Raw genomic sequence first — 19,372 nt, forward strand, 5'->3', positions numbered from 1 at the left:
AGGGCGACGATGACATGTTGATGAAGACGGCCGTGACAATGAGTGCCCGGCGGAGTTCTTCACCGCAACAAATACGGGAGGCTCGCGGTTCTTCAAGGTCGTGGGCAGCCGGCGAGCAAGCATTGTTTCCGGTAGGGCCAAGCATTCCTGCCGGTGATGCAACCATCAACGCCGGCGGATTGATGGTTGCAGGCCCCGGATATAAAACAGCGAGGAAAAAGAAGGGAGCGCATCATGAGCCTTGCCGCCTTGCTGACCTATGCCGGAGCGCTGTTTATCGCCGCGGCCATTCCGGGACCGGGGATCACCGCGATTGTCGCACGCGCGCTCGGCTCGAATTTCCGCGAGACCTTCTTCATGGGTCTCGGCCTTGTGCTCGGCGACATGGCCTATCTGACAGCGGTCATTCTCGGCCTGGCCTTCGTGGCGCAAACCTTCACCGAAGTGTTCATATCAATCAAGATCGCCGGCGTCCTCTATCTCGGCTACATCGCCTGGAAACTCTGGACGGCGGGATTGTTGCCGCAGGATATCGCGGCGCGGAAATCCACCAATATCGGCCTGTCCTTCCTCTCCGGCCTGCTGGTGACGCTTGGTAATCCGAAGACCATGCTCTTCTATGTCGCCCTGGTGCCGACGCTGATCGATATCGGCAATATCGGCCTGCGAGACTATGCACTCCTGCTGACCACCACCTTCGTGGTGCTGATCGTCGTGCTCGTGCCCTATATGCTGCTTGCCTCGCGGGCCCGCACGATGCTGAAGCAGCCGCGGGCCTTGCAGGCGCTGAACCGGGTTGCATCAGGCATCCTCGCCGGCACCGCAGCCTTCATCGCCACGCGGGCGGCCTGAAATAAACATTCGGCAAGAAACGGTTTTCAAAGGTTTTTTTCTCTCCTGATCGCTCCTCCAGGTCGAACGCGGTCTGGCCTAGACGGGCCTTTGACCCTATTCTCCCCTCGATTTCAGGAGCAGGATTTCAAAGGGAGAGCACCCATGTCGCACAAGCCCGGCCGCGGCCGTATCTATTCCTCGATCACCGAGACCATCGGCGACACGCCGCTCGTGCGCTTCGACAAGCTGGCGCGGGAAAAGGGCGTCGTGGCGAACCTGATCGGCAAGCTCGAATTCTTCAACCCGATCGCCTCGGTGAAGGACCGCATCGGCGTCGCGATGATCGAGGGCCTCGAAGCGCAAGGCAAGATCACTCCCGGCAAGACGGTGCTGATCGAACCGACCTCCGGCAACACAGGCATCGCGCTCGCCTTTGCCGCCGCCGCCAAGGGTTATCGGCTGATCCTCACCATGCCGGAAACAATGTCGGTCGAGCGCCGCAAGATGCTGGCGCTGCTCGGCGCCGAGCTGGTGCTGACTGAGGGACCGAAGGGCATGAAGGGCGCCATCGCCAAGGCCGAGGAACTGGCGTCATCACTTGACGATGCCGTCATTCCGCAGCAGTTCGAAAATCCTGATAATCCCGAAATCCACCGCAAGACGACGGCCGAGGAAATCTGGAACGATACCGACGGCACGGTCGACATCGTCGTCTCCGGCATCGGCACCGGCGGCACGATCACCGGCGTCGGCCAGGTGCTGAAAAGCCGCAAGCCCGAGATCAAGATCATCGCCGTCGAGCCGGCCGATTCGCCGATCCTCTCCGGCGGCAACCCCGGCCCGCACAAGATCCAGGGCATCGGCGCCGGCTTCGCGCCGAAGATCCTCGATACCGGCATCTATGACGAGGTCGTCACCGTGACCAATGACGAGGCCTTCGAACAGGCGCGCCTGGTCGCCCGGCTCGAAGGCGTGCCGGTCGGCATCTCCTCGGGTGCTGCCCTGACGGCCGCAATCAAGGTCGGCGTCCGTCCCGAGAATGCCGGCAAGAACATCGTCATCATCATCCCCTCCTTCGCCGAGCGTTATCTTTCGACGGCGTTGTTTGAAGGGCTTGGGAGCTGAGGTAGGGCTTTGACCGGGGGGTTCCCGGACGTTCATCTTCGCAGAGTCTAGGGGCGCTTTGGCGCCCCTATTTGCTACGCCGCAGCCGTCAGTCTCTCTCGCCGGCGATGCTGCTCGATAAACAGATATTCGATCGCGAGGACCTTTTCCTCGCTGACATCTTTCGCCTCGTCGCCGCGCATTTCCTTTAAGCGGATGGCTGCATAGCTCATCCGCGTTTGGCCTCCCCGATCATGGAGGGGTCCACCGGAGGAGGGTTCTCGATGAAATCGTCCCGCATGGAGTGACCGATGCTTACGAAGTTAGCAGTAATCGGTCACTATCACTAACACCGGGCCCCACATTCAAGGGGCCGCCTATTTGGACTGCGTGCCAGCTACAGGGTTCTTTTCCCAATACGTCGGCAGATAGGACAGGAACAGTTCGTCCAATGCACGGCAGCGATATTTGAACCATTTTCGGGAGCGCTTTCCCCGGAAACCTTTCCAGCGATGCTGTTCCCAAAGCAATTTCTCAATCCTCAGCAAGGCAATCCAAAGGTATAGCAGGCCGTGGGCAAGTGTCGCCCTCGACGCCTCACCTACGTCTCCGAGCATCGCGAGCGGTCGAGAGTTTCCAGCAAAATCTTCTGGATGAGCTGCAACAATGTGAGCAACAAAATTCACATGAACGAAGTTGGAAAGCCACTGATACATATCCTTTCTGACTTCGTTCGGCGTCTGATCGATTGGGATGGAAAGCGGATCGTCGTCTTCCAGCAGCGAAACGGCAGCCCTAATTTTCGATGGAGATAGATGGCTTCTCCAGTGTTTGTAGCTCTCGTTAGGGTCTTCAAAGGATTTTATGAATTCTCGATACGTCGCTTCACTTGCCAAGACCATAATCAGCAAGTCCGCAGTCTCGATCACTCCTCTGAAGGTTGCTCGGGCCTGCCCTTCGAATCCATGAAGAACCAGTAGACGAAAGGCCTGCATGGATTGGGCTAGGTTAGAGGCCAAAACATAGAAAACCGCATTAGGAGATGGCTGGACTGGTAATTGGGCTTCTGGCCATATCACTCGGCTTCGATGATGTGCATTCTTCAGCCCAAAGTGTGACAGGTCGCAGACCTGCAACAGCGCCAAATCATATAGGAGGCACAGGGGCTGTAGCGCTTGTTCAGCGGAATCATAGACGGTTTTACGATTCTGCCATATCGCTCCGAGGAAACCCGATATCTCATCCTCAATTGATTTTGCACTCTCGTCTGGGGATTCTCGTTGGCTCCTTTGTAAATCAGGGTGACTTGCTGCCGTGGCTTCGCATGCCGCTTTGAGCAGTTCATATTCCTCGGGTTCCACGCTGAATCTCCGCATGCAAATCATCTCGCCGCGAAACGACCGGTGGCGGCGACCCACATCCATAAATTCTGAACCCTCCATTTGATAGATCGGCGACCTGCACGTCCTGGGCTAACTAACCACGAGCGCATTGGCGCCGATCGCAGCCGGCAGCGCGCCTGATATGGCGGCGATCGTTCCGTCGAGGTTGAGCTCGCCGACGACGACAAAATCCGACAGCGCATCGGCGGGAATGGCGCCGAGGGCAGCCATCAGGGCAAGGACGATCGGCAGGTCGAAATGCGAGCCTTCCTTCGGCAGGTCGGCAGGCGCCAGCTTGACCGTCACCCGCTTCGCCGGCAGCGCCAGGCCGGAGGCGTGGAGGGCCGCCTGCACGCGCTCGCGGCTTTCGGCAACCGCCTTGTCAAACAGTCCGACAATTGCCCCTTTTCTTACGCCGCCGCCGTCAACCTCTCACCCGCGATCCTGTAGGAGATCGCTTCGGCGAGATGGATGCGGCCGACCGTCGGCTTGCCGTCGAGATCGGCCAGGGTGCGGGCGACCTTCAGCACGCGGTGGTAACCGCGGGCGGAGAATTTCATCTTCTCGGCGGCGTCGCGCAGCAGCTGCAGGCCGCTGGCATCGGGCTCGGCCAATTTCTCGATCATCGCGGTGGAGCAGCGGGCATTGGTGCCGATGCCCTTTGCGCCGGTGCTTTCGAAGCGCTCCTGCTGGATCTCGCGGGCGCGGGCGACGCGGCGGGCGACGTCGGCGCTGGTTTCGGCCGCCATCGGCCGGATCAGATCGGCGGCGGAGACGGCCGGCACATCGATGCGGATATCGATGCGATCCATCAGCGGGCCGGAGATGCGGGCCTGGTAATCGCTCATGCAGCGCGGGCCACGGGCACAGGTATGGCCAGGCTCTCCCGCCATGCCGCAGCGGCAGGGGTTCATCGCCGCGATCAGCTGGAATTTCGCCGGATAGGAGACGCGGTGATTGGCACGGGCAATGACGCATTCGCCGCCTTCGAGCGGCTGGCGCAGCGCATCGAGCGCCTGCGGCGTGAATTCGGGAAACTCGTCGAGGAAGAGCACGCCATGATGGGCAAGCGAGGCTTCGCCCGGACGGGCGCGCAGGCCGCCGCCGACGAGGGCGGCCATGGTGGCGGAATGATGCGGGGTGCGAAAGGGCCGGCGATCGGAAAGCTTGCCGCCGGAGAGCTGGCCGGCGATCGAATGGACCATCGACACCTCCAGCAGCTCGGCGGCCGAAAGCGGCGGCAGGATCGATGGCAGCCTGGCCGCCAGCATCGACTTGCCGGAGCCCGGAGGACCGACCATCAAAAGGTTATGGCCGCCGGCGGCTGCGACCTCGAGCGCCCGCTTGGCGCTTTCCTGGCCCTTGATCTCGGCGAGATCCGGCAGGTTTGCGGCATTGGCGCGGATCGACGCTTCCGGCCTGGACAAGACCTGCGTGCCGCGGAAATGATTGGCAAGGGCGATCAGGCTGCGCGGGGCGAGAATATCGACCTCGGCGCCCGCCCAGGCGGCTTCGGCGCCGCTTTCGGCCGGGCAGATCAGCCCCTTGCCGAGCGCATTGGCGCCGATCGCAGCCGGCAGTGCGCCCGATATGGCGGCGATCGTTCCGTCGAGGTTGAGCTCGCCGACGACGACAAAGTCCGACAGCGCATCGGCGGGAATGGCGCCGAGGGCGGCCATCAGGGCAAGGGCGATCGGCAGGTCGAAATGCGAGCCTTCCTTCGGCAGGTCGGCCGGCGCCAGATTGACCGTCACGCGCTTGGCCGGCAGCGCTAGGCCGGAGGCGTGCAGGGCGGCCTGCACGCGCTCGCGGCTTTCGGCAACCGCCTTGTCGGGCAGGCCGACGATCTGCATGCCGACCTTGCCGGGTGCGACCATGACCTGGACCTCGACCGGCACACCTTCGATGCCCTGAAATGCCACCGTACTGACACGCGCGACCATATGCCCATCCTCTGTCCCGCAAACTCCACCGTACCGCCCTCCGACCCTTGAAGGCTAGGCCAGCGGTTGCAATCTGGCATGGAAGCCGGAATAAAACAAGAACAATCAAAGAACGTAGTCAGGCATCCGCTGTGACCTTGGTTGTGCTCGGTCGCGGGACCAAAACGGTCATGGACAGCAGGCTCAGCCGCGCTTGCGCTCGATCGCATCCCAAAGCAGGCTCGCGATATCGGCGCCGCCGAACTTCTTGACCTCGCGGATGCCTGTTGGCGATGTGACGTTGATCTCGGTCATGTAATCACCGATCACATCGATGCCGACGAGCAGGAAGCCGCGTTCCCTCAGCGCTGGGCCGATGCGGGCGCAGATTTCCTGTTCGCGCGCCGTCAGCTCGGTCGCCTCGGCGCGGCCGCCGACATGCATGTTGGAGCGGCTGTCGTGCTCGGCCGGCACGCGGTTGATGGCGCCGGCGAATTCGCCGTCGACCAGAATGATGCGTTTGTCGCCCTTGCGCACGTCGGGCAGATATTGCTGGGCGATGAAGGGCTCGCGGAAAAGCTGGCCGAACATTTCGAGCAGCGAAGAGAGGTTGCGGTCGTCGCGGGTCGAATGGAAGACGCCGGCGCCGCCATTGCCGTAGAGCGGCTTCAGGATGATGTCGCCCATCTCGTCGCGGAAGCGGCGGATCTCGGAGGCATCCTTGGTGATCAGCGTCTTCGGCATCAGGTCGGAGAATTCGGTGACGAAGATTTTTTCCGGGGAATTGCGCACCCAGGCCGGATCGTTGACGACGAGCGTCTTTGGATGGATGCGCTCGAGCAGATGCGTCGAGGTGATATAGGCCATGTCGAAGGGCGGGTCCTGGCGCAGCAGCACGACGTCCATGGTCGCGACATCAACGCGCTCCGGCGCGCCAAGCTCGAAGTGATCGCCCTTGACGTCGCGCAGCACCATCGGCTCGACGTTGGCATAGAGCTTGCCGTCGCGGAAGCTCAGGCGCTCGGGGGTATAATGGAAAAGCTTGTAGCCGCGCGCCTGCGCCTCCAGGCTCATGGCGAAGGTAGAATCGCCTGCGATATTGATGCCTGCGACATGGTCCATCTGGACCGCTACATTGGTGATCTTGGCCATTTCCATCCCTCGCTGAATGCCGGACAGATGTAGGTCGGCCAGATATCAAACGCAACGGTCAATCAAGGGCTTCCGGTCGCAGTTTTCAGGCAGCGATGCCCTGGCTGCCGTTGTTGCGCAGCATGTTGCGGAGACGGTAGGCGATCGCCAACGGCTTAGGGAAGGGCTTGCGCAGGAAGGCGACCTTGCGGACGTAATTGTCGACCCGCCAGCTCGCCCAGGTTCCACCGGCGAAAAAGGCGACATCGCCGGCGCAGAGCGTTCGTTCGGTGCCGTCCTCGGCAGTGATATGGACCTCGCCTTCGAGGATCATCACCGTCTCGTCCCAGCCGAAATACCAGCGGAATTCGCCCGCCGTGCAATCCCAGATCGCCGTCAGCGAGGCCTCGTCATGGCCGCGCGAATGTTCGGCGGTGCGGGCCTGCGGATTGCCGCTGACGATCCAGTCCGGATTGATCGGCGTGGATTTCAGCGGCAGCAGATCGCTCGCATGCGCGACGAAGGACTTTCCGGCCGGCTTCGCCACCGCATACGGCACCGAGCGCGCGGCCATGGCGACCGCACTTGCAAACATCAGCTTCCAGGCCATGAAACAACCCCCAATTGTTATCCCCACCGAGTCGATAGCAGAGAGTCGTAAGGACCTGGTTCAAGTGGGGACTAAAAGTTTAACGATCCGGAAATCCGATGGGGCGAAGGGAGGTCAGAAAGCATCAATAAAATGCCGCGGCAGCCGGCCCGGCATGATCGCGACGATATCATAACGCTGGGAAAGGCGGGCCTGATCCCTCTGGCGGGCGAGCCAGAGATCACTTGCCGCCCGTATGCGCTTCTGCGCGATGACAGAGACGGCATCGACCGCCGCGGCCTCGCCATGGCGGGCCTTGACCTCGACGAAGACGGCGAGATCGCCCTTGCGGGCGATGATGTCGATCTCGCCAAGCTTGGTGCGGTGGCGCAGAGCCAGGATGCGATAACCCTTCAGCATCAGGAAGGCGGCCGCGACATATTCCGACATGCGGCCCCGGCGCAGCGCCTTCCTTCTGATCGTGGTGAGATCATTATCGCCCATCGGCGTTCTTGATCTCCAGCAGGCGCTGATAGAGCACCTTGCGCGGCAGGCCGGTGAGGCGGGCGGCCTCGGTCGCGGCGCCGGCCGTCGGCATGGTCTTCGACAGGTCGGCCAGCATGGCTTCGACATCGGCCTCATCCGTCTCGGCCGGCTCCGGCGGACCGATCACCAGGACGATCTCGCCCTTGACGTTTTCCACCTGCTGATAATGGGCTGCGAGGTCGGCAAGCGAGCCGCGACGGAACTCTTCATAGGTCTTGGTCAGCTCGCGGCAAACGGAGGCGGGCCGAGCGCCGCCCAGCACATCGGCGGCGGCCAGAAGCGTTGCGCCGATGCGATGCGGCGATTCAAAGAAGATCAGCGTCGCGGGAGCCTTAGCAAGTTCACCGAGACGGTCGCGGCGGGCCTTGTCCTTGGCCGGCAGGAAACCGGCGAAAAGAAACGCATCGTTCGGCAGGCCGGAGCCGACAAGGGCTGCGAGCGGCGCCGACGCCCCGGGAATGGGAATGACGCGGTAACCTGCCGTTATCGCCTGTTGCGCCAGCCGATAGCCGGGATCGGAGACCAGCGGCGTGCCGGCATCGGAAACCAGCGCCACCGAGCGGCCGGCTTCGAGCGCCTGCAGCAGCCTTGGCCCGGCCTCATCGGCATTGTGCTCGTGATAGGCGAAGGGGCGGTTCTGGATGCCGTAGCGGTCGAGCAGCACGCGGGTGACGCGCGTATCCTCGCAGGCAAGCACGTCGGCGCCGGCCAGCGTTTCGAGCGCGCGCAGGGTGATGTCGCCGAGATTGCCGATCGGGGTGGCGACAAGATAGAGCGCCGGCTCCAGCGGCCGCGCCGGCACCGCCATATTGTGCAGGCGGAAGCTTCGCCGGCTGGCGGCGTCCGCTGTGGTTTCCTCATTCATGCCATTTGCTTTCGTCCCGCCAGCTCGTCGCCGGCATCGAAGCCTTTATGGGCGAGCCGCACCGCTTCGGCAAGGGTTCGGATTTCTGTGAGCATTGCTCTGGAAAACCGCAAATGCAGGGGTGCCGGCGTCCATGCCTCTTGCAAAGCAATGCTGAAGTCTGCCATTTTGCCCGTCCACTCCCCCGGCCTCAAGCCGGGACAGCATTCTTCGGGTGCTCGACGCGCCCGGACAGTCACGGTCGAAAGCGGTAGCATCCCATGCGTATTACTATTGAGCGGTCAAACCTGTTGAAATCGCTGAACCACGTCCACCGCGTGGTCGAACGTCGCAACACGATCCCGATCCTGTCCAACGTATTGCTGAAGGCCGACGGCCAGAAGCTCGACATGAAGGCGACCGACCTCGACCTCGAAATCACCGAGGCGACCCCTGCTAACGTCGAGCAGCCCGGCGCCACCACCGTTCCCGCCCATCTTCTCTACGATATCGTGCGCAAGCTTTCCGACGGCTCGGAAGTGCTGCTTGCCACCAGCACCGATGGCGGTTCGATGACCGTGCAGTCCGGCCGCTCGAAATTCTCGCTGCAGTGCCTGCCGGAATCGGACTTTCCGGATCTCACGGCCGGCACCTTCACGCATTCCTTCAAGCTGAAGGCGACCGATCTGAAGATGCTGATCGACCGCACGCAGTTTGCGATCTCGACGGAAGAGACGCGTTATTATCTGAACGGCATCTTCTTCCACACGATCGAGAGCAACGGCCAGCTGAAACTCAGGGCGGTTGCGACCGATGGCCACCGGCTGGCGCGCGCCGATGTCGATGCGCCCTCCGGCTCCGAGGGCATGCCCGGCATCATCATTCCGCGCAAGACGGTCGGCGAACTGCAGAAGCTGGTCGACAATCCCGAGGTGATGGTGACCGTCGAGGTGTCCGACGCCAAGATCCGGCTGACGATCGGTTCGATCGTCATGACCTCGAAACTGATCGACGGCACCTTCCCGGATTATCAGCGCGTTATCCCGACAGGCAACGACAAGGAAATGCGCGTCGATTGCACGAGCTTCGCACAGGCCGTCGACCGCGTCTCGACCATCTCCTCCGAGCGCGGCCGCGCCGTCAAGCTGGCGCTTTCCGAGGGGCAGCTGATGCTGACCGTCAACAATCCAGACTCCGGCAGCGCGACGGAAGAAGTCGCCGTCGGCTACGACACGGATGCGATGGAAATCGGCTTCAACGCCAAGTACTTGCTCGACATCACCGCCCAGCTTTCCGGCGAGGAAGCGATCTTCCTGCTTGCCGATGCCGGCTCGCCGACGCTGATCCGCGACACGGCGGGCGACGATGCGCTCTACGTGCTGATGCCGATGCGCGTCTGAGCGGAACGAAGGCCGCCCATTGCCGTTTTTCCTCCTGTCAAAACGGAGGATCCCATGACCAAAAAGACGGGAGCGGTGCGCATCGGCATATCCGGCTGGACGTATGCGCCCTGGCGCGGCCAATTCTACCCGAACGACCTGCCGCAGAAGCAGGAACTTTCCTATGCCGCCCGGCACTTCCGGTCGATCGAGATCAACGGCACCTTCTACGGATTGCAGCGGCCCGAAAGCTTCGGCCGCTGGCGGGAGGAAACGCCGGAGGATTTCGTCTTCGCGGTCAAGGGACCGCGCTTCATTACCCATATGCTGCGGCTGCAGGATATCCAGACGGCGCTCGCCAATTTCCTCGCTTCCGGCGTTTTGCGGCTCGGCCCCAAGCTCGGACCAATCCTCTGGCAATTCCCGCCGAACATGGTCTTCGACCCATCCCTTTTCGAAAGCTTTTTGTCGCTGCTGCCGCACACCCGCGACGCGGCAATAGCGCTGGCGAAACGGCACGACTGGCATATCAAGGGACCGGCCTGGCTTACATGCGACGGGCATCAGCCGATCCGGCATGCGCTGGAAATTCGTCACGAGAGCTTCCGCTCACCCGCCTTTATCGAGATGCTCAGGCGGCACAAGGTCGCTCTCGTCTGCGCCGACACGGTGAAATGGCCGCTGCTGATGGATATCACCGCCGATTTCATCTACTGCCGCCTGCATGGCTCCGAAAAGCTCTATGTCAGCGGCTACGAGGATGAAGCACTCGACCTATGGGCGCAACGCATCCGCGCCTGGGCCACGGGTGGAGAACCTGAGAATGCGACGCGAGTGCTGGCGCCCCTACCGGTGCGCAGCAAGGGCCGCGACGTCTATCTCTACTTCGACAATACCGATGTGAAACTGCGCGCACCTGTCGACGCCGATCACTTGGCGGATAGGCTCGCCGATCTCATGCCGGGTTCGGCGCCGAAAGCCGCATGAACTGTTGATGCCGATGTCCTTGTTGCGAAAATCCTTGTCCCTTAAGCGACAAGCGGCATATTAAGGCATTCGATCAACATGCGGATGGGTGGAGAATGAGCTTACGGGTCAAGGTGAAGGAACGGCTGGGCAAGAGGTTCGACGACGAGATCCGCTTCTTCCGGGGCATGATGCAGGGGCCGAAGACGGTGGGCTCGATCGTGCCGACGTCCTCGATCACGGCCAAGCGCATGGCAAGCGTCGTCGACATCCATTCCGGGCTGCCGGTGCTTGAATTAGGACCGGGCACGGGCGCCATCACCAAGGCCATTCTCGGCCGCGGCGTCCGTCCGGAAAATCTCGTCGCAATCGAATATTCGACGGATTTTCATAAACATCTGCAGCGGACATATCCCGGCGTGCACTTCATCAACGGCGATGCCTTCGATATTCAGGCCACCCTTGGCAATTTCAGCCGCCTCACCTTCGATTCCGTCGTCTCGGGCATTCCGCTGCTGAATTTCCCGATGGCGAAGCGGATCTCGCTGCTGGAAAGCCTGCTCGATCGACTGCCGGCCGGCCGGCCGATGGTGCAGATTTCCTATGGCGCGATCTCGCCGATCGCCGCCAATCCCGACCGCTACCATATCCAGCATTTCGACTTCGTCATGCGCAATATTCCGCCGGCGCAGCTCTGGATCTATAAGCGCGGCTGAGATGTTCGGGATCTACATCACCCATCCGCAGGTCAGGATCGACGCCAACGTGCCCGTGCCGAAATGGGGGCTTTCCGATGTCGGCGCGGCGCGCGCCCGCAAAGCAGCCGACAGCGGCTGGGCGAAGCAATTGCAGCGCATCGTCTCCAGCGACGAGACGAAGGCGATCGAAACGGCCGAAATCCTGGCGGAAGCTTCCGGCGTGACCGTCGAGATCGTCCGTGCCATGCACGAAAACGACCGCTCGGCCACCGGCTTCCTGCCGCCGCCGCAATTCGAAGAAGCAGCAAACCGGTTTTTTGCCCATCCGGAACAGAGCTTCAAAGGCTGGGAGCGCGCCGTCGATGCGCAGGCCCGCATCGTCGAAGCCGTGAACGCCGTTCTTGCCACGCATGATGCGACGGCGCCGATCGCCTTTGTCGGCCATGGCGGCGTCGGCACGCTGCTCAAATGCCATCTGGCGGGCCGGCCGATCTCCCGCGACCGCGACCAGCCGGGCGGCGGCGGCAATCTCTATGCTTTCGGCCTTGCGGATCGCCGCTTATCATGCGACTGGACACCCATCGAAGACTGGCAGGGGTGACCTCAGATGGACGCACGCGAGCGGTTGATCGTCGGCCTGGATGTTCCAACGATCGGCGAGGCGGAAAGACTGGTTTCCACGCTCGGCGACGACATTCTCTTCTACAAGATCGGCTATCAGCTGGTCTTTGCCGGCGGCCTGGAATTCGCCCGCGATCTTGCCGCTAGCGGCAAGAAGATCTTTCTCGACATGAAGCTGCTGGACATCGACAACACCGTTGCCTCCGGCGTCGAGAACATCGCCAAGATGGGCATGTCGATGCTGACGCTGCACGCCTATCCGAAGGCGATGAAGGCGGCGGTCGAGGCCGCGGCCGGCTCCGGCCTCTGCCTCCTCGGCGTCACCGTGTTGACCTCGATGGATGCCGATGACCTTGCCGAGGCCGGCTACAGCCAGGATCCGCACAGCCTGGTGCTGCGCCGCGCCGAACAGGCGCGCGCGGCCGGCATGGGCGGTATCGTCTGCTCGGCGGAGGAAGCGGCTGCGGTGCGCGAGATCGTCGGACCCGACATGGCAATCGTCACCCCCGGCATTCGCCCTGATGGTAGCGACAAGGGCGACCAGAAGCGGGTGATGACGCCTTTCGACGCACTGAAAGCGGGAGCGACGCATCTCGTCGTCGGCCGGCCTGTCGTCAAGGCGCCGGATCCCCGAGATGCCGCCCGCGCGATCCTCAGCGAAATGGTGAGCGCGCTCTGGCCGGCAAATCGCTAACCAGATTCAACGGCAAAAGGGAGAAGACCATGGCCAAAGGATACTGGATCGCCCGCGTCGACGTTCGCGATGCCGAGCGCTACAAGGATTACGTAGCAGCGGCCAAGCCGGCCTTCGAAAAATACGGCGCGAATTTTCTGGCGCGCGGCGGCGCCTTTACCGAGCTCGAGGGCAAGGCGCGCGTCCGCAATGTGGTGATCGAATTCCCCTCGATGCAACATGCGGTCGACTGCTATAATTCGCCGGAATACCAGATCGCCGCGAAAATCCGCCAGGAAGTCGCGGATGCGGAAATGGTGGTCGTCGAAGGCGTCTGAGCAACTTCGCGTTCGCAAAAACTGACGGCGTGATGGGCCTTCCCGTCGCGCAGGGATTCGGCTAAGACGAGAGCCAATTCAGCATCCCGCAAAGCCTTTCGAGGAGCCTGCCATGACCCTTGCCAACCTGCCGCCGCTCGTCACCGTGTTCGGAGGGTCCGGCTTCGTGGGCAGGCACGTGGTTCGGGCGCTGGCCAAGCGCGGCTATAACATCCGCGTCGCCGTGCGCCGTCCCGATCTCGCCGGTTTCCTGCAGCCGCTCGGCAATGTCGGCCAGATCTCCTTCGTGCAGGCGAACCTGCGCTATCGCAACTCGATCGACCGCGCCGTCGACGGTGCGAGCCACGTCGTCAACTGCGTCGGCATTCTGCATGAGACCGGCCGCAACACTTTCGACGCCGTGCAGGAATTCGGCGGCCGTGCGATTGCCGAGGCGGCGCGCGGCGCAGGTGCGACGCTGACGCATATTTCGGCGATCGGCGCCGACGGGAAATCCGATTCCGACTATGGCCGCACCAAGGGTCGTGCCGAAACGGCCATCCTCTCGGTCAAGCCCGATGCGGTGATCTTCCGTCCGTCGATCGTCTTCGGACCGGAGGACAGCTTCTTCAACAAGTTTGCCGAGATGGCGCGCATGTCGCCGATCCTGCCGCTCGTCGGCGGCGGCAAGACGAAATTCCAGCCTGTCTATGTCGAGGATGTCGCCGAGGCTGTCGCCCGCGCCGTCGACGGCAAGGTCGCCGGCGGCAAGGTCTATGAGCTTGGCGGGCCTGAGGTGCTGAGCTTCCGCGAATGTCTCGAGACGATGCTGAAGGTAACGTGCCGCAAGAACCCGCTGGTATCCCTGCCCTTCGGCATCGCTTCGATGATCGGCAGCATCGCTTCGCTGGTCCCCTTTATCACGCCGCCGATCACGCCGGACCAGGTGCGCATGCTGAAGCGCGACAATGTCGTCTCCCCGGAAGCCGAGGCGGAAGGCCGCACGCTGAAGGGCCTCGGCATTGCGCCCACGATGGTGGCATCGGTACTCGGCTCCTATCTCGTGCACTATCGTCCTCACGGCCAGTACACCGGCACCGGCAAGGCCGCCTGACCATCTTTTCCAGACGATGAGGCTTTTCTCAGCCGATGAGACTTGGCCGTCTGCGGATGCCGCGGGCGGCCCTTTGGCCTTGCCGTGTCCTGCAAAACCCGGCGCAAGTTTGAAGTGTTTTGGTGCTCGGCATATTCAGTAGCGTTGCATAAAAGACGCATCGGATTTTTTGTGAAATTAACGCCAAATTTAGCAGGAACGTTTATTGCTATTTGCCATTCCACTGACTACCAAACCCGCGCGTCTCCCAACGGACTCAACGCCTGCGGTCGCGCGCGGCAATCACTGTGAAAGGCAATTCTCAATGGGCAAGTCAATCGCGCTCCTGTTTGCGTGTGCGGCGCTGGTTATCCTTGCAGGCTCTTTCGTTGCGCCCGGTTCGGTCGCGGCGGTAAAGGGCGATTGCTCGCCGGCCTACGGCGTCGATCCTTGCTCTACGGCCTCGATCATCCATTGACGAAAAGCCCGGCCCTGCGCCGGCATCCTGCTCCCAGCAAGCAGTCATCGGAACGCCTGAAATAGCGCGTCCACAATGAACGCTCAGCCCTGCCTGCTTCAAGCGGCGGCGGGCACTTATCCTCTCAATATCGCCTATCTGAAAGATTGGCGGCTTCTGCCGGCAACAGAGTGTCTGTTCGGAGAGCCCAACGGGGGCATTTGCATTCGCGCCGGGAGTTGCGCGAATGCAATGCAGGACGGATATCTCAGGCAATCAAGCCGGTCGCGGCCATGCCGAGCAGCAAAACACCGAGAATGATGCGGTAGATGGCAAACAGCGTAAACCGGTTGCTTCTGATATAGGCCAGCAGCCATTTGACGGCGATGAAGGCGACGACTGTGGAGACGACGAAGGCAATGCCGAGCGCCGTCCAGTCTTCGCCTGCCGCTCCGCCATCTCTAAACGTCTTCAGCAATTCATAGCCGCTTGCGGCATACATTGTGGGAATGCCGACGAGAAAGGCGAATTCGGTCGCCGCAGCGCGGTTGCCCGTGCCTGCCAGCATGGCGACGAAAATGGTGGCGCCGGAGCGCGAGGTTCCCGGGAAGACGCCGGCAACTATCTGGGCGATGCCGACCAGGATGGCGACAAGCCAGGTGATCTCTTTATGCGGCGGTCTGCGGGCGGCGGCCCACTCGGCAAAGATCATCCAGATACCGCCGATGATCAGCGCCCAGGCGATCGGTGTTGCGGTCTCCGGCAGTTCAAAGCCGAGCCGCTTGACGACCAGCCCGAGAATGGCGGTGATGAGAAAGGCGACGATCAGCTTGGCGGCATAATCGCGATTGACCGGGTCGCGCCAGCCGAGCACCAGATCCACCAGACGACGCCAGTAAATGATGGTGACGGCGAGGATGGCGCCTGCCTGGATGACGATGTTGAACATGTCCGACCGGTGGCCGAGCCATTGCTCCGCAATGATGAGATGACCGGTGCTCGAGATCGGCAGAAACTCGGTGATCCCCTCTATGATACCGAGAATGATAGCACTTATATAATCCATACATTGTCTCCGGTTTAAAGTTCGGCCGGGCCTGAGCGCTTGGGTCGATCAGGCCGCCGTTTCCAATCATTCGTTAGACCGTGTTTCGCCATCGTCAGACGGGGTAAAATCCGATTCGCTTGTATTGGCGGGGCCAAGCTCCTATAGCTTCAACCAATGAGTCATGACTAGGGCGCTATAATCGAGCTGCCACACAGTCCTGTAACAGCAATCACAACGCCCGAGTATCGATGCCCACGCTTTATCATCATCCCATGTCATCCGCATCTCGCTTCGTCCGGCTGATCCTGGCGGAATACGGCTATCAGGCGGATCTGATCGAAGAGCAGACATGGGAGAAACGCCGGGATTTCCTGGCGCTCAATCCGGCCGGTACGCTGCCTGTTTATGTCGACGACAGCATGCGCGCGCTCTGCGGCGCGAGCGTTATTTCCGAATATCTGGACGAGACGCACGGCGTCTTGAAGCGCGACCGGCGGCTGCTCGCCGAAGACCCTTTCCAGCGGGCGGAAATCCGCCGGCTGACCGAATGGTTCATGCAGAAGATGGAAAACGACGTGACCAAGCCGCTCGCGCGCGAGCGTGTCTATAAGTTGCAGATGAGCGCCGATCAGGGCGGCGGAGCGCCGGATTCGAAGGTTTTGCGCACGGCTCGCGCGAATATCCGCCAGCATATGCGCTATCTGACGTGGCTTGCCGGCTCGCGTCAGTGGCTGGCCGGCGAGCGGATGAGCTATGCTGACCTTGCCGCTGCGGCCTCGATCTCGATCCTCGATTATCTCGGCGAGATCGAGTGGGCGGATTCGCCCGTCGTCAAGGACTGGTACCAGCGGCTGAAGTCGCGTCCGTCCTTCCGGCCGATGCTGACCGAGCGCGTGCGCGGACTGACACCGGTTTCACACTATGCCGATCTGGATTTCTGACGAGGGCTCTTCATGCCCGAACCTGGCAATGACGACAAAGAGCGCCGCCGCCGCGACAATTTGACCGAGTTCGTCCGGGCGGAATCCGCCGCCAAGGGCTTCGATCTCTGCCGCATCACGCGCCCGGACGCGATCCCGCAAGCGAAAGAGCGTCTCGGCCAGTTCATCGATGGCGGGCGCCACGGGACGATGGACTGGATGGCGGAGACGCGCGATCGGCGCGGCGATCCCCGCACACTCTGGAGCGAGGTGCGCTCCGTCGTCGTCTTCGGCCTCAATTACGCGCCGGATGAAGATCCCCGCAGCATTCTCGACAAGCCGGACAAGGCAGCGATTTCGGTCTATGCCCGCAACCGCGATTATCACGACGTCATCAAGGGCCGGCTGAAGGAGATCGCCACGCGCTTTGCGGCGCGGGCGGGCGCCGATGTGAAGGTCTTCGTCGATACGGCGCCGGTCATGGAGAAACCGCTGGCGGAGGCAGCCGGACTCGGCTGGCAGGGCAAACACACCAATCTCGTCAGCCGCGTTCATGGCTCCTGGCTGTTCCTCGGCACGATGTTCACCACCGCCGATCTTGCCGTCGACGCGCCGGAAGCCGATCATTGCGGCTCCTGCCGCGCCTGTCTCGACATCTGCCCGACGGCTGCTTTTCCGGCGCCTTACCAGATCGACGCGCGGCGCTGCATCTCCTATCTCACCATCGAGCATAAGGGGCCGATCGACGCCGATTTGCGCGTGCTGATCGGCAATCGCATCTATGGCTGCGACGACTGTCTTGCCGCCTGTCCCTGGAACAAGTTCGCAAGCTCCGCCTCCGAGATGAAACTCAAGGCGCGGGAAGATCTGAAGGAGCCGTCGATCGCCTTTCTGCTGACACTCGAGGATGCCGCCTTCCGTGCTTTCTTCAGCGGCTCGCCGGTGAAGCGGATCGGCCGCGACCGTTTCATCCGCAATGTGCTGATCGCCGCCGGCAATTCCGGCGACAAGGTGCTCGTCGGGCCATGTCGCCTGCTTTCGGACGATCCCTCGCCCGTGGTGCGCGGCATGGCGGTCTGGGCGCTTTCGCGGCTGATGGAGGCTGGCGAATTTGCGGCCTTTGCCGCACGAAGGACGGATGAGAGAGACGACGACGTTTTGAACGAATGGCGATTAGCGGGGGTCGGCTGATGCATGTGATGATATTTGGCTGCGGTTATTCCGGCACGGCAATCGCCAAGGCCTTTGCCGGCGACGGCGTGCGGGTTTCCGGCACTACGCGTTCGCCAGACAAGATGGACGTGCTCCGCCAGAACGGCGTCGAAGCATTCCTTTTCGACGGCGAGACCATGGAAGAGGAGTTGCGCCAGGCTTTGGAAGGCGTCACTCATCTGGTGCAGTCGATCGCCCCTGGAAAGGCCGACCCTCTGCTGCGGCTGCTTGATAAAGACGGCGCAAGCCTGCTGCCGAAGCTGGAATGGATCGGTTACCTCTCGACCGTCGGCGTCTATGGCGATCACCAGGGCGCCTGGGTGGACGAGGAAAAGCCGTGCCTGCCGGTTTCCGGGCGGTCAAAGGAGCGGCTCGAGGCGGAAGAGGGTTGGCTGGCAATGGGCCGGGAGCGCGGCGTGCCGGCGGCGGTGCTGCGCCTTTCCGGCATCTATGGGCCGGGCCGCAACGCCTTCTGCAATCTCGACAAGGGTACGGCGCGACGGCTGATCAAGAAGGACCAGGTGTTCAACCGCATCCGCGTCGAGGATATCGGCGCGTCGACACGCTTCCTGTCGGAGCGCGGCCTCGGTGGCATCTATAATGTCACCGACGACCGGCCCGGCCCGCCGCAGGATGTGATCGTCGAGGCCGCCCGCCTGATGGGCGTCGAACCGCCGCCGGAGCAGGCATTCGAGACCGCCGAACTGACGCCGATGGCGCGCACTTTCTACGGCGAGAACAAGCGGGTTTCGAATGCGAAACTGAAGGCTGCCGGCTTCGAATTCTCCTTCCCGAACTATCCTATGTCGCTTGCGCAATTGTGGCAGGATGGCCGCTGGCGTGGGGAGTAGAACTCAGTCCTGTTTGCGACGGATACGCTCACCCATAATGAGTAGGAAATTCCTACTTTCCCGCTTTGGCCGGACAATTTTCGCCGCATCTTATGGTTAACGGCCTTTGAATTTGCCCAAATGTGGCAGCAAATATGGCGAAATCAGAAAAATATTTTCGCGATTTTCGTGAACGCCATTGCGTTAACTATCCCTTTGGAAAATTCGTTCGGATTCTAACTGATTTTATTGGGTTTTTTCCACACTTGGGCGCGACGCGCAATCCTGAAATCCCGGCATCACACTCACGAATGTTACCGATTGTAATATTCCGTGAACAGACGCGGCACTTTTTCGCCACTTTTTCACAGATTTAAGCCCCGCCGCCTGCAAGGGCGTTGAGTTCAATAGTTGAGGGATACTCTGTTTTGAAGAAAATACGTCGTTCTATTATCGCCGCTGTAACTATTGCAGCCTGTTCTTCCATGCTTCCGGCGGAAGGTTTTGCTGGCAATGGTTGTGGCGGTGCTTCATGGTACGCACTTCGCTCCAAAACTGCTTCCGGGGAACGTATGAATCCTGCCATCTTGACTGCCGCGCATCGTTCGCTTGCTTTCGGCACCAAGGTGAAGGTCACCAACCGCAACAATGGCCGCACCGTCGTCGTTCGTATCAACGATCGTGGTCCGTTCATCCGTGGTCGTGTAATCGACCTGTCGCGCGCCGCCGCGCAGAATATCGGCATGGTGAGCTCCGGCACTGCGAAAGTCTGCTACCAGGTCATCGGCTGAGGCCGGCACTGACTG

Annotated in this window: 23 protein-coding genes and 1 pseudogene; 14 read left to right on the forward strand and 10 right to left on the reverse strand. The window is 61.7% G+C overall.

Annotated elements, in window-relative coordinates; translation table 11 throughout:
• Positions 1-234 precede the first annotated feature (234 nt).
• Together HFO71_RS19185 and cysK are read left to right on the forward strand one after the other, a co-directional pair.
• Positions 235-852 carry a LysE family translocator gene (locus tag HFO71_RS19185; RefSeq protein WP_221940778.1) on the forward strand — a complete coding sequence of 206 codons (618 nt, stop codon included), beginning with the start codon at positions 235-237 and terminating at the stop codon, positions 850-852.
• A gap of 144 nt (positions 853-996) precedes the next feature.
• Entirely contained in the window at positions 997-1,959 is a 963-nt protein-coding gene (gene cysK / locus HFO71_RS19190) for a cysteine synthase A (protein ID WP_163882336.1), read from the forward strand.
• A 74-nt stretch (positions 1,960-2,033) separates the two neighbouring features.
• Here the strand turns inward: cysK and HFO71_RS19195 are convergent, their stop codons facing one another.
• The 9 genes and pseudogenes from HFO71_RS19195 to HFO71_RS19235 form a co-directional block, all read right to left on the reverse strand.
• On the reverse strand, positions 2,034-2,171 hold the full coding sequence (locus HFO71_RS19195; RefSeq protein ID WP_221988392.1) for a hypothetical protein: 138 nt from the start codon (positions 2,169-2,171) through the stop codon (positions 2,034-2,036).
• A 144-nt stretch (positions 2,172-2,315) separates the two neighbouring features.
• Positions 2,316-3,299 carry a hypothetical protein gene (locus tag HFO71_RS19200; protein ID WP_312895123.1) on the reverse strand — a complete coding sequence of 328 codons (984 nt, stop codon included), beginning with the start codon at positions 3,297-3,299 and terminating at the stop codon, positions 2,316-2,318.
• Between the two features lie 123 nt (positions 3,300-3,422).
• A pseudogene (locus tag HFO71_RS19205) lies at positions 3,423-3,719 on the reverse strand (magnesium chelatase domain-containing protein); the annotation flags it as partial.
• 11 nt (positions 3,720-3,730) lie between these two features.
• Positions 3,731-5,263 (reverse strand): YifB family Mg chelatase-like AAA ATPase, encoded by a 1,533-nt coding sequence (locus tag HFO71_RS19210; protein WP_020052577.1) that lies wholly within the window; start codon positions 5,261-5,263, stop codon positions 3,731-3,733.
• Between the two features lie 183 nt (positions 5,264-5,446).
• Positions 5,447-6,394 carry a glutathione synthase gene (gshB, locus tag HFO71_RS19215; protein WP_221959014.1) on the reverse strand — a complete coding sequence of 316 codons (948 nt, stop codon included), beginning with the start codon at positions 6,392-6,394 and terminating at the stop codon, positions 5,447-5,449.
• Positions 6,395-6,479: 85 nt separating this feature from the next.
• A complete protein-coding gene (locus HFO71_RS19220) occupies positions 6,480-6,983 on the reverse strand; it encodes a cupin domain-containing protein (RefSeq protein ID WP_025396806.1) in 504 nt (167 codons plus the stop codon).
• Positions 6,984-7,097: 114 nt separating this feature from the next.
• Positions 7,098-7,466, reverse strand: a complete 369-nt coding sequence (locus HFO71_RS19225) for a YraN family protein (protein WP_025396805.1) — start codon at positions 7,464-7,466, stop codon at positions 7,098-7,100.
• Positions 7,456-8,373, reverse strand: coding sequence for a 16S rRNA (cytidine(1402)-2'-O)-methyltransferase (rsmI, locus tag HFO71_RS19230; protein ID WP_131661985.1), 918 nt, complete (start codon positions 8,371-8,373; stop codon positions 7,456-7,458). The genes HFO71_RS19225 and rsmI overlap by 11 nt, the downstream gene beginning before the upstream one ends.
• A complete protein-coding gene (locus tag HFO71_RS19235) occupies positions 8,370-8,540 on the reverse strand; it encodes a hypothetical protein (protein WP_165503850.1) in 171 nt (56 codons plus the stop codon). Before HFO71_RS19235 ends, rsmI begins: the two co-directional genes overlap by 4 nt.
• Positions 8,541-8,633: 93 nt before the next feature.
• Here HFO71_RS19235 and dnaN point away from each other — a divergent pair, with 93 nt between their 5' ends.
• The 8 genes from dnaN to HFO71_RS19275 all read left to right on the forward strand — a co-directional run bounded on the left by dnaN (position 8,634) and on the right by HFO71_RS19275 (position 14,577).
• A complete protein-coding gene (dnaN, locus tag HFO71_RS19240) occupies positions 8,634-9,752 on the forward strand; it encodes a DNA polymerase III subunit beta (protein ID WP_077977319.1) in 1,119 nt (372 codons plus the stop codon).
• 54 nt (positions 9,753-9,806) lie between these two features.
• Complete coding sequence (locus tag HFO71_RS19245) at positions 9,807-10,718, forward strand: DUF72 domain-containing protein (RefSeq protein ID WP_221988286.1); 912 nt, start codon at positions 9,807-9,809, stop codon at positions 10,716-10,718.
• Positions 10,719-10,813: 95 nt separating this feature from the next.
• Entirely contained in the window at positions 10,814-11,413 is a 600-nt protein-coding gene (gene pmtA, locus HFO71_RS19250) for a phospholipid N-methyltransferase PmtA (protein WP_077977318.1), read from the forward strand.
• A 1-nt stretch (position 11,414) separates the two neighbouring features.
• Positions 11,415-11,996, forward strand: a complete 582-nt coding sequence (locus HFO71_RS19255) for a histidine phosphatase family protein (protein WP_131661988.1) — start codon at positions 11,415-11,417, stop codon at positions 11,994-11,996.
• Positions 11,997-12,002: 6 nt separating this feature from the next.
• Entirely contained in the window at positions 12,003-12,710 is a 708-nt protein-coding gene (pyrF, locus tag HFO71_RS19260; RefSeq protein ID WP_012759833.1) for an orotidine-5'-phosphate decarboxylase, read from the forward strand.
• 29 nt (positions 12,711-12,739) lie between these two features.
• Positions 12,740-13,027 (forward strand): DUF1330 domain-containing protein, encoded by a 288-nt coding sequence (locus HFO71_RS19265; RefSeq protein ID WP_003544731.1) that lies wholly within the window; start codon positions 12,740-12,742, stop codon positions 13,025-13,027.
• Between the two features lie 112 nt (positions 13,028-13,139).
• Positions 13,140-14,120, forward strand: coding sequence for a complex I NDUFA9 subunit family protein (locus tag HFO71_RS19270; protein ID WP_221988287.1), 981 nt, complete (start codon positions 13,140-13,142; stop codon positions 14,118-14,120).
• Positions 14,121-14,424: 304 nt separating this feature from the next.
• Entirely contained in the window at positions 14,425-14,577 is a 153-nt protein-coding gene (locus HFO71_RS19275) for a hypothetical protein (protein WP_003544729.1), read from the forward strand.
• Between the two features lie 247 nt (positions 14,578-14,824).
• Here HFO71_RS19275 and HFO71_RS19280 read toward each other — a convergent pair whose 3' ends face one another.
• Positions 14,825-15,622 (reverse strand): undecaprenyl-diphosphate phosphatase, encoded by a 798-nt coding sequence (locus tag HFO71_RS19280; RefSeq protein WP_131621190.1) that lies wholly within the window; start codon positions 15,620-15,622, stop codon positions 14,825-14,827.
• Positions 15,623-15,852: 230 nt separating this feature from the next.
• On the opposite strand from HFO71_RS19280, the gene HFO71_RS19285 reads away from it, so the two are divergent.
• The 4 genes from HFO71_RS19285 (at position 15,853) to HFO71_RS19300 (ending at position 19,357) form a co-directional block, all read left to right on the forward strand.
• Positions 15,853-16,545: a glutathione S-transferase family protein gene (locus HFO71_RS19285; RefSeq protein WP_020052564.1), complete on the forward strand. Its 693-nt coding sequence runs from the start codon at positions 15,853-15,855 to the stop codon at positions 16,543-16,545.
• Positions 16,546-16,557: 12 nt separating this feature from the next.
• The gene (queG, locus tag HFO71_RS19290; protein WP_221988288.1) at positions 16,558-17,715 is read left to right on the forward strand and encodes a tRNA epoxyqueuosine(34) reductase QueG; all 1,158 of its coding nucleotides are present in this window, start codon (positions 16,558-16,560) and stop codon (positions 17,713-17,715) included.
• Positions 17,715-18,587, forward strand: a complete 873-nt coding sequence (locus HFO71_RS19295; RefSeq protein WP_221988289.1) for an SDR family oxidoreductase — start codon at positions 17,715-17,717, stop codon at positions 18,585-18,587. Before queG ends, HFO71_RS19295 begins: the two co-directional genes overlap by 1 nt.
• A 407-nt stretch (positions 18,588-18,994) precedes the next feature.
• Positions 18,995-19,357: a septal ring lytic transglycosylase RlpA family protein gene (locus tag HFO71_RS19300; protein ID WP_017962911.1), complete on the forward strand. Its 363-nt coding sequence runs from the start codon at positions 18,995-18,997 to the stop codon at positions 19,355-19,357.
• Positions 19,358-19,372: the final 15 nt, after the last annotated feature.

The organism is Rhizobium laguerreae, from assembly GCF_019778565.1.
In the GTDB taxonomy this organism is placed as follows: domain Bacteria; phylum Pseudomonadota; class Alphaproteobacteria; order Rhizobiales; family Rhizobiaceae; genus Rhizobium; species Rhizobium laguerreae.